The sequence below is a fragment of the Streptomyces sp. NBC_00667 genome, from assembly GCF_036226825.1.
In the GTDB taxonomy this organism is placed as follows: domain Bacteria; phylum Actinomycetota; class Actinomycetes; order Streptomycetales; family Streptomycetaceae; genus Streptomyces.
Window position 1 is genome coordinate 4824850 of record NZ_CP109022.1, and the last position, 12916, is coordinate 4837765.

General features: G+C 70.3%; 9 protein-coding genes and 1 tRNA gene. 5 read left to right on the forward strand and 5 right to left on the reverse strand.

Features of this window, described 5'->3' with window-relative positions:
• Positions 1-5 precede the first annotated feature (5 nt).
• The 5 genes from OHA81_RS22465 to OHA81_RS22485 all read right to left on the reverse strand — a co-directional run bounded on the left by OHA81_RS22465 (position 6) and on the right by OHA81_RS22485 (position 8762).
• Positions 6-3212: a sensor histidine kinase gene (locus OHA81_RS22465; RefSeq protein ID WP_329198606.1), complete on the reverse strand. Its 3207-nt coding sequence runs from the start codon at positions 3210-3212 to the stop codon at positions 6-8.
• A 294-nt stretch (positions 3213-3506) separates the two neighbouring features.
• Positions 3507-4091: a GTP-binding protein gene (locus OHA81_RS22470; RefSeq protein WP_136214586.1), complete on the reverse strand. Its 585-nt coding sequence runs from the start codon at positions 4089-4091 to the stop codon at positions 3507-3509.
• Positions 4072-4464, reverse strand: coding sequence for a DUF742 domain-containing protein (locus tag OHA81_RS22475; protein ID WP_136214587.1), 393 nt, complete (start codon positions 4462-4464; stop codon positions 4072-4074). The genes OHA81_RS22470 and OHA81_RS22475 overlap by 20 nt, the downstream gene beginning before the upstream one ends.
• Positions 4465-4616: 152 nt before the next feature.
• A complete protein-coding gene (locus OHA81_RS22480) occupies positions 4617-5030 on the reverse strand; it encodes a roadblock/LC7 domain-containing protein (protein WP_306432442.1) in 414 nt (137 codons plus the stop codon).
• A 9-nt stretch (positions 5031-5039) separates the two neighbouring features.
• On the reverse strand, positions 5040-8762 hold the full coding sequence (locus OHA81_RS22485) for a nitrate- and nitrite sensing domain-containing protein (RefSeq protein ID WP_443056620.1): 3723 nt from the start codon (positions 8760-8762) through the stop codon (positions 5040-5042).
• Positions 8763-9330: 568 nt separating this feature from the next.
• Between OHA81_RS22485 and OHA81_RS22490 the strand changes: the two genes are divergently transcribed.
• From OHA81_RS22490 to OHA81_RS22510, 5 genes are all read left to right on the forward strand, one after another.
• A complete protein-coding gene (locus OHA81_RS22490) occupies positions 9331-9525 on the forward strand; it encodes a hypothetical protein (RefSeq protein WP_329198611.1) in 195 nt (64 codons plus the stop codon).
• Between the two features lie 109 nt (positions 9526-9634).
• The gene (locus OHA81_RS22495) at positions 9635-10423 is read left to right on the forward strand and encodes a fumarylacetoacetate hydrolase family protein (RefSeq protein ID WP_329198613.1); all 789 of its coding nucleotides are present in this window, start codon (positions 9635-9637) and stop codon (positions 10421-10423) included.
• Complete coding sequence (gltX, locus tag OHA81_RS22500) at positions 10416-11891, forward strand: glutamate--tRNA ligase (protein ID WP_329198615.1); 1476 nt, start codon at positions 10416-10418, stop codon at positions 11889-11891. The genes OHA81_RS22495 and gltX overlap by 8 nt, the downstream gene beginning before the upstream one ends.
• Before the next feature lie 126 nt (positions 11892-12017).
• Positions 12018-12746, forward strand: coding sequence for an HAD family hydrolase (locus OHA81_RS22505; protein WP_329198617.1), 729 nt, complete (start codon positions 12018-12020; stop codon positions 12744-12746).
• A gap of 85 nt (positions 12747-12831) precedes the next feature.
• Positions 12832-12903, forward strand: a tRNA-Gln gene (locus OHA81_RS22510).
• Positions 12904-12916 lie beyond the last annotated feature (13 nt).

A 12916-nucleotide genomic window follows, 5' to 3' on the forward strand; every position in this document is an offset into this window, starting at 1 on the left:
TCACACTAACGCTCCTGGTCATAGCTGTTACTTGACTGCTCGGAACCCGCGCTGCGTCCCTGCTGGACACCCCGCCGCAGGTTGCTCAACCTGCCGCGGACGTCCTCCGGGGCGCGGGAGACCTGGGGGCCGCCCTGCGGGGTCGTCTCCGCAGCACCCTCGACCAGGTTGGCCTTGGGCACCCGCCGAGGGAGACCGGACGGGGTGACCCCGCCCGCCTTCGGCTCACGGAGCTTGGCGGCCTGCTGCCAGCGCTCGTCGTTGTTCGAACGCCATGCCGCGCTGCCTGCCGTCTCCTCCGGCTCCAGCTCCGCGCCGGCCGGTTGCTGCTGACGCTGCGGCCGCTGCTCGAAGAGGGATCCGGTGGACTCCGCTTTCTGCTGTCCCGACTGCCACTGCTGGCTGCCGCGGCGCGGCAGGCCCGCCCCGGTCATGTGGTGGCCGGTGTCGGCAGCGGCACCCGGACGATCGAAGCCTACGCGGTCCGGAGCCGCTTCGGGAGCGGCCTGGGATTCCGATTCGGTCCCGTAATCCTGCTGGTAGGCGCCCGAGTAGGTGTTCTGTTCGGGCCACTGGGCCTGCTGGGACTGAGATCCGTAACCGTCGTCGTAGGACTGTCCGCCCTGGTCCTGGTCCTGGTATTCCGCTTCCGGATACGCATAACCCTGCTGCGGGTAGCCCTCGTAGGACTGCTCGGCGGCCGGCTCTTCGTACGAGGACTCGTAGCCCTGCTCGGACTGCTGCTCGTAGCCCTGGTACTCCTGGTACCCGTGCTCGGGCTGCGGTTCCGGATACTCCTGCGAGGCGGGCCCGGACTGCTGGTCCTGGTCCTGCTCCTGCGGGTAGCCCACCTGGGCCGCCAGCGCGGCCCGGCGCTCCTGCTGGGTCAGGGACCGCCCGACCGGGTCGAGCGAGCGCTCCTCGCCGCCCTGCGCGCCGTCGCCCTGGGCGTCGTAGCGCGAGTCGTCGAAGCCGAGTTCGGCGGCCGTGCGCAGCGGCGGGGCCAGCTGGGCCTGCTGCTCGGGGATGATCGAGGAGACCGTGAAGTCGTCCTCCGGTATGCCCTCGCCACCGCCACCGTGGGTGATGGCGTCCGGCAGCATGACCAGCGAGGTCGTGCCGGCCGCTTCGCCGGAGGGACGCAGCTGGACGCGGATGCCGTGGCGGTCCGCCAGCCGGCCGACCACGAACAGGCCCATGCGCTGCGAGATCGCGGCGTCCACGGTCGGCGGGTTGGCCAGCTTGTGGTTGATGTCCGCGAAGTCCTCGGCGGTGAGGCCGATGCCCTTGTCGTGGATCTCCACCATGACGCGGCCGTCGGGCAGACGCGTGGCGTTGACGCGGACCTTGGTCTGGGGGGAGGAGAACGTGGTCGCGTTCTCCAGCAGCTCGGCGAGCAGGTGCACGAGGTCGGTCACGGCCTGGCCGTGGATCTCCGCCTCGGAGACGCCCGAGAGCTCGATGCGCTCGTACTGCTCCACCTCGGAGGAGGCGGCGCGCAGCACGTCGACGAGGGGCACCGGCTGGTCCCAGCGGCGGCCGGGCTCCTCACCCGCGAGGATGAGGAGGTTCTCGCCGTTGCGGCGCATACGGGTGGCCAGGTGGTCCAGCCGGAAGAGGTTCTCCAGCTGGTCCGGGTCGGCCTCGTTGTTCTCCAGGTCGGTGATGAGGGTCAGCTGGCCCTCGATCAGCGACTGGTTGCGCATGGAGAGGTTCGTGAAGATCGCGTTGACGTTCCCTCGCAGGAGCGCCTGCTCGGCGGCGAGCCGGACCGCTTCCCGGTGGACCTGGTCGAAGGCGCGGGCGACCTCGCCGATCTCGTCCTGGGAGTTGATCGGGATCGGCGTCACGCGGGTGTCGACCTTGCCGGGGTCGGTGCGCGAGAGCTGGTCGACGAGCGTCGGCAGACGCTGCTCGGCGACGTCGAAGGCGGCGCTGCGCAGGCGGCGCATGGAGCGGCTCATCTGCCGGGCCATCATGCCGGCCAGGATGAAGGCGGCGAGCAGGGCCACGACCACGGCGGCACCGGTGATGATGGCGTCGTTGCGGGCGGCGTCGGAGAGCGCGACGGAGTCCTGCACGGCCTTGCCGAGCAGTTCCTTCTCGATCTCGGCGTAGCCGTCGAACTTGGCGGTGGCGGCGGCCTGCCAGGCGGGGGCGGTGGTGCCGGCGGCGGCGAGCTTGTCCTTGCTGACGCCGCTGGCTATCGCCTCGGTCATGCCGGTGAGGGCGGAGCCGTTGACGACGGGCGGGGCCTTGAAGGGGGTACCGGCCTGCTCGGCCGCCAGCTTGGCGGCGGTCAGCTTGGCGGCGCCGTCCTTGGACTTCTCCGCCATGACCTCTTTGAGGCGGTTGGTGTCCGCGTCGGTGCCGGCGGCGACGTACTCGCCGATGGCGATCTCTTCGAGGTAGGCGTAGGAGGAGAACGCGACGAGCTGGCCCTTGCGGGTGTCCTCGTTCTCGTTGGGGCGGACCAGCAGGTGCGTACCCACCGACCGCTGGAGCGAGTTGGCGGCCTTGGCCAGCTCGACCGCGTAGACCATGCGGCCGTAGCTGGTGACGTTGCCGGTGCCCAGGCCCAGTTCGTTGGAGAACGTCATGAGGTAGTGCTGGACCAGCACGTATCCCTCTTCGGTCGGGATGGGACCCGCCGAGTTGGGCAGCGCCTTCTTCGGCGTCTCCGGCGCTATGTAGGCCGTCTTGCGGACCTGCTCCAGCTTGGGCTCTTCCTGGTGGAAGAGCGCCAGGCGGTGTTCGAGGCCCTGGTTCTTCGGAAGGTCCTTGGAGGCCTCGGCGAACTTCTCCTTGGCCGCGTCCGTGGCCGCGTACGCCTTCTGCACGACCGGGCTGTTGCGGTCGCCCTTGAGGAGCGGCTCGGCGGTGAGGTCACGTTCGTTGAGGAGGGCCTGGCCGTATTCGGCCGCCGCCTGGACGATGCGGGCGGTCTTCTCGGCGTCCTTGGCCTCGTTCCAGCTGTCGACCGAGCCCTTGACCTGGAACCCGCCCATGACCAGTCCGACGAGGACGGGCACGAGGAGGATGGCGTTCAGCTTGGTCGGCACACGCCAGTTGCGCGGGGCGAACTTGCTGCCGCTGCCCTGGGCGGTGGGTGGCTCCACGGGTACGTCAACGGGCGACGCGGCCGCTCGCGGCGGCGGGGTGAAGTTGCCCCGCGCGGGTTCGACCCCGGGGCTCGCGTTGCTTCGCCTCACTCGTCCAACAACCTCTCGGCGGTGCTACTAGCTAGTTCGTTGAATTCCAGCACGGTTGACGGCCCTGTTCCAAACAGTTGGAATCAGCCATTCCGACAACCTTATGTCACACATAAAACGGACATAGAGAGCGTCCTGCGGCAAAAACCGGGCCGGTTGTGAGCGCAGCGGTACCGCGTGAACGCACCCTGTGCCCAACTGGCGCCAATTGTCTGTCGAAACGTTATGAACGAGGAGGGCGGGCCGTGTTCTATGACACAACCCGCCCTCTCCGGAACCGACATGCGAGCGGCGCTACTTGAGCCGCGCCATCAACGCGTGCTCCACGAGCGTGATGAGCGCGCTCTTGGCGTCCGCGCGGTGGCGGGCGTCGGTGGTGATGATGGGGGCGTCCGGGCCGATCTGCAGGGCCTCGCGGACTTCCTCCGGGGTGTACGGCTGGTGCCCCTCGAAACCGTTGAGGGCCACGACGAACGGCAGCCCGCTGTTCTCGAAGTAGTCGACCGCGGGGAAGCAGTCGGCCAGGCGGCGGGTGTCGACCAGGACGATGGCGCCGATGGCGCCACGGACCAGGTCGTCCCACATGAACCAGAAGCGGTCCTGACCGGGGGTACCGAAGAGGTACAGGATCAGGTCCTGGTCCAAGGTGATGCGGCCGAAGTCCATGGCGACCGTGGTGGTCGTCTTGTCCCCGGTGTGGGTCAGGTCGTCGATGCCCGCGCTCGCGGACGTCATCACGGCCTCGGTACGCAGCGGATTGATCTCGGAGACCGCGCCGACGAACGTGGTCTTGCCGACGCCGAAGCCGCCCGCCACCACGATCTTCGCGGAGGTGGTGGAGCGAGGAGCCGCTCCGCCGTCAGATCTTGCGAAGTCCACTGAGAACCCTCTCGAGCAGCGTTACATCCGGCGTTCCGCCGGCCTCTCCATTGCCCGGCTGGTGGATGGCCACCATTCCGGCCTCGGCCAGGTCGGCGACGAGGATCCGGGCGACACCGAGCGGCATCGACAGCAGTGCGGAGACCTCCGCGACCGACTTCACCTCACGGCACAGGGTGCAGATGCGCTGGTGCTCCGGCAGCAGGCCGGACAGGTGCATCGGATCGGCCGTGGTGCTGACCAGCGCCTCTATGGCGAGCTGATAGCGGGGCCGGGTCCGGCCGCCGGTCATCGCGTACGGACGTACCAGCGGCTGGTCGCCTTCCGAGTACGAGTCTCCGTACGAGTCCGGGTAGGCGGGGGGCGGGGTCATTGATCCTCCGGGCTGGACAGCAGTGGTCAGCGTGCCGTCTCACGGGGCGGCCGGTGGGGGGGACGGTATGACGGCCTGGCGGTGGTACTTGGTTGCGGGGCGGGGGCCCCGGCCCCCCGGCCGGAAGTACCGTCCGGCCGGGAGGGTCACGGTCAGCCGAGGAGGCTGCCCTGGAGTTCCGAGCGCAGTTCCGGGGTGAGGACGCTGCCGGCCCGGTCCACGAGGAGGGCCATCTCGTAGCCCACGAGGCCGATGTCGCACTCGGGGTGCGCCAGTACGGCCAGCGAGGACCCGTCGGAGACGGACATGAGGAACAGGAATCCCCGGTCCATCTCCACCACGGTCTGGTTGACGGCGCCACCCTCGAAGATGCGGGAGGCCCCGGCGGTCAGCGAGGTCAGGCCGGAGGCCACGGCCGCCAGCTGATCGGCCCGGTCACGGGGGAAACCTTCCGACATCGCCAGAAGGAGTCCGTCGGCGGAGACCACCACCGTGTGGGACACCCCGGGGGTGTTGTCCACGAAGTTGGTGATCAACCAGTTCAGGTTCTGTGCCGCCTGGCTCATCGAACTCAACTATCGCTCCTGCTGGTAAGTGGGGTCGATCTGGTAACTGCCGGTCGCGGGGCCGGTGGTGCCGGCCTGGCGCCCCTGCTGAATACCGCGTCGGAGGTTGGTGAGGCGGCCGCGGACGTCGTCCGGGGCGCGCGAGACCTGCGGGCCGGTCTGGGACTCGGCCTGCTGCTGGGCGGTGCCGGCCACGAGGTTCGCCCGCGGCACCCGCTTGGGCAGGCCCGAGGTGGTGATACCGCCGGCGGCGGGCTGGCGCACCCGCTCGGCCTGCCGCATCAGCTCGTCGTTCGGCGAGGACCGCCAGCTGACGGTCGGCACCGCGCCGGTCGCCGTCTGGTCGGCCGCGAGTTCCTGACCGCGCTGGGGGAGCGGCTGCTGATGAGCCGGCGCGGCGGGAGCCTGCTGCTGGAACTGCTGCTGCGGCTGCTGGGGTACGGAGGGACCGCCGTCCTGGCGGGTCCAGTTCGACTCCAGCGTGTCGAAGATGGGGCTGCGGGCCTCACCGGGGCCCGTGGCCGGCGGCAGTGCCTCCGGCTGCGGACGCTGCGCCGGGGAGTAGCCGCCGCTCTGGGGAGTCTGGACCTGGCGGCCGTTGTAGCCGCCCACGCCCGGACCGCCGCCGCGGGGTGCCTGGAAGTCCCCGGGGCGCTCGAACTGCCCGGTGGCGGACGGATCCAGGGGACCGCGTACGTCGGGGCGCTCGAACTGACCGGTGGTGCTGCCCGCGGGGTTGCCGCCGGTGGCACGCGGGGCCGGGGCGTTGAAGTCCGGCCGCGGGAACTCCGCCGTCGCACCGGGGCCCGACAGCTCGTCGTGGCCCCGCGGGACCTCGTGGCCGCCCTGGCCGGCGCCCCAGCTGGTGCTCTGCGGAGCCCCGGCGGGCGCGGTACCCGCACCCGGGAGCTCCGGACGCGGGGCGCCGCCGCGCGGCGGCAGCTGCGGCCGCTTGCGCTGGACGGGAGCCTGACCCTGACCCTGACCCTGACCCTGGAACTGGCCCTGGGCGGTGGCCGGAGCGGGCTGCTGCTGCGGCCGCTCGAAGCCGTTGCCCTGCGGGAAGGCGGCGGGACCGGCACCGGGCCGCTGCTGCGGACCGCCGGGCGCACCGAGCGGACCGCCCGCCGGGCCACCGTTCGGGTTGCGGCCCGGGAGCGGGGCACCGGGGGTGAAACCGCCCGCGCCCTGTCCCGTCGGGACACCCGGACCGGCCTGCGGTCGGGCCATCGGGCCGCCCTGCTGGGGCCGGCCACCCTGACCGCCCTGCGGGCCGGGGCCCTGGCCCTGGGGCCGGCCCTTCGGACCTGCGGAACCGTCCCGCCCGGGCAGCGCGGCACGCTGTCCGGCGCCGGAGACCTGACCGCGCTGCGGACCGGCGCCCACGGGGGGACGCCCGCCCGGGCCGCCGACGGGAGCCTGGCCCGCGGAACCGGTCGGACCGCCCTGGGGAGCGCCGGAACCGGGACCGCCCTGGCCGCCCTGGCCGGGCATCGGCCCGGGCTTCTTGGCGCCCTGGGCGACGTCCACCGGCAGCATGACGAGCGCGGTGGTACCGCCCGAGTCGGAGGGGCGCAGCTGGATCCGGATGCCGTGTCGCAGGGACAGGCGGCCGACCACGAACAGGCCCATGCGGCGGGAGACGGAGACGTCCACGGTAGGCGGCGACGCGAGCCGCTCGTTGATCGCGGCGAGGTCCTCGGGGGAGAGGCCGATACCGGTGTCGTGGATCTCGACGAGCACCCGGCCGTCCGGCAGGGCGTGACCGGTGACCTTGACCTTGGTCTGCGGGGAGGAGAACGAGGTGGCGTTCTCCAGCAGCTCGGCGAGGAGGTGCACGAGGTCGTTGACGACGCGGCCGGCGACATCGGTGCCGGGCACCGACGACAGTTCGATGCGCTCGTACTGCTCCACCTCGGACGCCGCGGCGCGGAGCACGTCGACGAGCGGGACGGGGCGGGTCCACCGGCGGCCCGGCTCCTCGCCCGCGAGGACGAGGAGGTTTTCGCCGTTACGGCGCATTCGGGTCGCGAGGTGGTCGAGCTTGAAGAGCGAGGACAGCTGGTCCGGGTCGGCCTCGCGCGACTCCAGCTCGGAGATGAGCGAGAGCTGGCGCTGGATCAGACCCTGCGAGCGGCGCGAGAGGTTGGTGAACATCGCGTTGACGTTGCCACGCAGCAGTGCCTGCTCGGCGGCGAGGCGGACGGCCTCGCGGTGCACGTCGTCGAAGGCCGCGGCCACCTGGCCGATCTCGTCGCGGGTGTGCAGACCGACCGACTCCACCGTGGTGTCGACGTCCTGCGGGTCGGTCTCGGACAGCTGCTTGACGAGCTCGGGCAGGCGGTCCTGGGCGACGCGGGTCGCCGTGTCCTGGAGGCGGCGCAGCGAGCGGATCATGGAGCGGGCCATGACGAAGGCGCCGACGAGGGAGACACCGAGGACGAGGAGGATCAGGGCACCGTTGATGATGGCGTCCTGCTGGGACTCGCTCTTGAGCTCGCGGGCCTTTTGTTCCATGTCCTCGAGGAGGGTGAGCTCGATGACCTTCATCGCCGTCAGCTTGGTGCCGTCGGAGTCGTACCAGTCCATCCAGGAGCGGTACTCCTGCTCCTTGGAGAACTGACCGGGAGAGGACAGCACGCGGCGGGTGTAGTGGTCCGCCTTGCTGATCTCCGCGTTGCCGTCGCCGAGGCTCGCGAGGAGTTCCTCGGGCTTGCCCTGGTAGACGAGTTCGAAGGTCTTCTTCGCCTGGCTCTCGCCGCGCAGCGCGGACATCGCGTACAGGCGGTCGTTCTCGGACAGCGTGCCGGGGTGGTCGCCGCTCTCGGGGAGCGAGGCGGCGATCATCGCGCGCTGGATGGAGGCGTACTCCTTGGCGGAGGAGAACGCCGCCAGGGCACGCGTACGCTTGATCATCTCGGGGTTGGAGGTGGCCTGGGCCATGTCCTGCGAGAGGGAGAGCAGCGAGACGATCAGCGCGTTGTACTCGGTGACCGTCTGCTGGGCGCTGCTCTGGTACGCCTTCTTGCGGATGTCCTCGATGCCGGTGAGCTGGCGGCCGATCTGCAGGATGTTGTTGCGGATGGACTTGAGGGTCTCGTCCTTGTCCTGCGTGCTGTCGACCTTGTCGGTCGCGGCGTCGAAGGCCTTCTTGGCGACGTCCGTCTGGTCGCGGACGCCCTCGACGAGGGAGTTCGACTTGCCCGACTTGTCGACCGACAGCGGACCGGCCGACTTGTCGCGCTCTTCCTGGAGCGCGGCGGCCAGGTTGGTGGCCTGCCGGGTCATGGTCGTCAGCAGCTGCATGTGCTCCAGCTGTGCGATGTCGTTGAGCGAGTCGTTGATGCGGAAGCCACCGAGCGTGGTGGCGGCGACGACCGGCAGGGTCAGCAGCGACACCAGTCGCGTGCTGATGCGCCAGTTCTGCATGGCGAGGCGTGAGCCGGGCCCGCTGGGGGCCTTCGGTATCGCCACGTCCTGCTCGGGAGCCGGCTCGCCCTTGCCCTTGGTCCGCACCATGCCCTTGGGCTTGGCCCGGCCCTTGGCCTTCCCCTTCACGGGGCCGGCGGCATCGGGGCCCGCTCCTTCGACAGCCGGCCCTCGGTTCTGGGCGTGCTGGGGCGAGGAGCCACGGTCGGTCCCGCCGCGCGGCTCCTGCTCCGACGCAGCTTCCCCTCGGCCCTCGTGGGCCTGGGGAGAACCCTTGCCATCCCTCTTGAATCGTCCCTGCACTAGCGTCGCAACCTCTGGACCAGGCGTCCCGCCGGTGGAGCGGTGGGACGGTGTCGAGTCGTGGGGCACTGACGGCCCCATGGTGGTCGTCGGTGACCGGCGCGTCTCCCTCTCCTTGCCACCGCGCTCGGCGCTGAGTCGCGCCACCTGCGCGCCGGCTGATTCCCGCGGCGGTCCCGCGAATTCCAGCACAGTGGGGGATCTCCAACAAGGTGCGCGCGTCGCCGCGGCGAGCCCGTCACGGCTCGTGACGGGGGCGCTACGCGACGTGGATGTCCTTTCGGGCTAAACCGGACTTACACCGACCAAACATCGTGCCTGTCAAGGTGTCCCAGTCGAGATGATCAGGAGCGGAATGGAGCGTTCAGTGGCGCAATGTCCGTTTCGCGGCGCCGAATTGACTGCCCATTATGCCCGTAATGCCCGGTGACGGGTGAGGAAACTCACACAGCCGTGGCCATTACTTCCCGGTTCGGTGGGGGATTCAGATGTTTAGCCTTTCCCTTTGCAGGGTTGGCGCATCCGACAACCACCACACCGACGAGCGAGCCGAGGGCCCAGAACTCCCATGAACGCGCAGAAGACGACTCTGATGTTCCGCAACATAGCCAACCCCCGCCGCACCACCCTGGCGCACCTCCAGGACGCCGAGGAACTGCAGCCGGCCACGGCTCCGGAACACTCCGTCGAGCTCCCCGCGCAGACCGCGAACCCCCGCCGCACCGTCCTGATGGACGCGCCGGTCGCCGCCGCCGCGCAGTAGGACCCGCCCCGAAGGACGCGAAGCGCCCCCGCCCACCGCGTTAGCCTGGAGTCCGCAGACTCCGGCCTGCGCAAACACGTAGGGCAATACAGAGGGGCAGACGCAACAGGTGCGCATCGCCAGGTTCTCGATCGACGGCAACGTCGCGTTCGGCGCGGTCGAGGGCAGCACTGCCCCCGGCGCCGAAGGCGAGCTCGTCCTCGACATCATCAAGGGCATCCCGTTCGCGGACTTCGAACTCTCGGGCACCAAGGTCCCCCTGGACAAGGTCCGGCTCCTGCCGCCCGTGCTCCCGAACAAGGTCGTGGCCGTCGGCCGCAACTACGCGGAGCACGCGGCGGAGCTCGGCAACACGGTCCCCGAGACGCCCATCACCTTCTTCAAGCCCTCCACCTCGGTGGTCGGCCCGGGCGACCCCATCACGTACCCCTCCTTCTCCCAGGACCTCCACCACGAGGCCGAGCTCGCCGTGGTCATCGGCCGGATGTGCCGGGAGGTCCCCAAGGAGCGCGTCAAGGACGTGATCCTCGGCTACACCTGCGCCAACGACGTCACCGCGCGCGACGTCCAGCAGCGCGAGAAGCAGTGGGCCCGCGCCAAGGGCTTCGACAGCTCCTGCCCGCTGGGCCCCTGGATCGAGACCGACCTCGACCCGTCCGATCTGACCATCCAGTGCACCGTCAACGGCGAACAGCGCCAGCTCGGCCGCACCAGCGACATGGTCCGCTCGATCGAGGACCTGGTCGTGCACATCACCGAGGCCATGACGCTGCTCCCGGGCGACGTCATCCTCACGGGGACCCCGGCCGGAGTCGGCCCCCTCAGCGTCGGCGACGAGGTCGCCGTCACCATCGAAGGCATCGGCACTCTCACCAACAAGGTGATCAAGCGTGGCTAACGGACCCGTCCGCGTACGTTTCTGTCCCTCCCCGACCGGCAACCCCCACGTGGGCCTGGTCCGGACCGCCCTGTTCAACTGGGCGTTCGCCCGCCATCACGGCGGTACGTTCGTCTTCCGCATCGAGGACACCGACGCGGCCCGCGACTCCGAGGAGTCCTACCGCCAGCTGCTCGACTCGCTGCGCTGGCTGGGCTTCACCTGGGACGAGGGCCCCGAGGTCGGCGGCCCGCACGCCCCGTACCGCCAGTCGCAGCGAATGGACATCTACGCGGACGTCGCCCAGCGCCTGCGGGACGGCGGCTACGCCTACGACTGCTACTGCACGACGGAGGAGCTGGAGGAGCGCCGCAACGCCGCCCGCGCGGCCGGCAAGCCCTCCGGCTACGACGGCCACTGCCGTGACCTGAGCGCCGAGCAGGTGGCCGCGTACCAGGCCGAGGGCCGGCTCTCGATCGTCCGCTTCCGGATGCCCGACGAGCCGATCACCTTCACCGACCTGGTCCGCGGCGAGCTGACCTTCACCCCGGAGAACGTCCCGGACTTCGGCATCCTGCGGGCCAACGGCGCTCCGCTGTACACGCTCGTCAACCCGGTCGACGACGCGCTGATGCAGATCACGCACGTGCTGCGCGGCGAGGACCTGCTCTCCTCCACCCCGCGCCAGATCGCGCTGTACAAGGCCCTGATGGAGCTGGGCATCGCCACCGGCGTCCCGGAGTTCGGCCACCTGCCGTACGTCATGGGCGAGGGGAACAAGAAGCTCTCCAAGCGCGACCCGGAGGCCTCGCTCAACCTGTACCGCGAGCGCGGCTTCCTCCCCGAGGGCCTGCTGAACTACCTCTCGCTCCTCGGCTGGTCGTTCTCCAAGGACCAGGACATCTTCACCATCGAGGAGATGGTGGCGAAGTTCGACATCCCGGACGTGAACGCCAACCCGGCCCGCTTCGACCTGAAGAAGGCCGAGGCGATCAACGCCGACCACATCCGCCGGATGGACCCGAAGGCCTTCGCCGACGCGTGCACCCCGTGGCTGCGGGCGCCGCACGCCAACTGGGAGCCGCAGGACTTCGACGCGCAGGCGTGGGAGGCCATCGCGCCCTACGCCCAGACCCGGGTGACGGTCCTGTCGGACATCACCGCGAACGTCGACTTCCTCTTCCGCAAGGAGCCGGTCGAGGACCAGGCGTCCTGGGACAAGGCGATGAAGGGCGAGCCCGCGGCCCTGCTGACCACCGTCCGCGCCAATCTGGAGACGGCCGACTGGAGCGACCCGGAGTCGCTCAAGCAGGCCGTGCTGACCGCCGGTGAGGCCCACGGCCTCAAGCTGGGCAAGGCCCAGGCCCCGGTCCGCGTCGCGGTCACCGGCCGTACGGTCGGCCTGCCGCTCTTCGAGTCCCTCCAGATCCTGGGCAAGGACCGCTCGCTGACCCGGATCGACGCGGCCCTGGCCAAGCTCGCCGCCTGACCCGCACCACCCCCCGAAGGGGCGGCCGCCTCCGCGCAGCCGCCCCTTCGGCGTTGCCGGACGCGCACCTGACGGACTTCTGCGTCACGCCTTCGCGAGGCGGCTGCCCGGCGTAGTGTCGGCGGCATGCCGATCCGCGCGTTTTTGTGGGACGTCGACGACACCCTGTTCGACTACACCGGGGCCGACACCGCCGGTCTCGCGCGGCACCTGGCCGAGAACGGGCTGGCCGAACGCTACGGGTCCCCGGCGGCGGCCCTCGCGCTGTGGCGCGCCGCGACCGAACGCCACTGGGCCCGCTTCGCCGCCGGTGAGACGACCTTCCGGGCCCAGCGCCAGGACCGGGTACGCGACTTCCTGGGCGCCCCGGAGATGAGCGACGCCGAGGCCGACGGCTGGTTCGACCGGTACGTCGTGCACTACCAGGCGGCCTGGGCGCTCTTCCCGGACGTGCTGCCCGTACTGGACGCCCTGGCCCGCGACTACCGGCACGGAGTGCTCTCGAACTCCTCCACGGCCAACCAGGACCCCAAGCTGCGCCGGCTCGGGCTGCGCGAGCGCTTCGAAGTGCTGGTCTGCGCCGCGGAGCTCGGTGTCAGCAAGCCGGACGCCGCCGCCTTCCTCGGCGCCTGCGAGGCGCTCGGGCTCCCGCCGCAGGAGGTGGCGTACGTCGGCGACCAACCGGAGATCGACGCCCGCGGAGCCCGGGACGCCGGTCTCGTGGCCGTGTGGCTCGACCGGTACGGCGCGCCAGGACCGGCGCCCGAAGGAGTGCACCGGATCTCCGGTCTTGCCCAGCTCCCCGCACTCCTGGCCGCCGATACCCGTTTTGGAGCACGGTCAGCCATCCGGTAATGTTCTTTCTGCGCCGCCCGAGCGGGCCGGAAGGCCGGACGGAGGCGCTAACCGAATGAAAGTCCCCCCGGGGCTTGCATTTTGGTGGGCTATAGTGTAATTGGCAACACGAGGGTTTCTGGTTCCCTTATTCTAGGTTCGAGTCCTGGTAGCCCAGCGCAGTGCAGCAG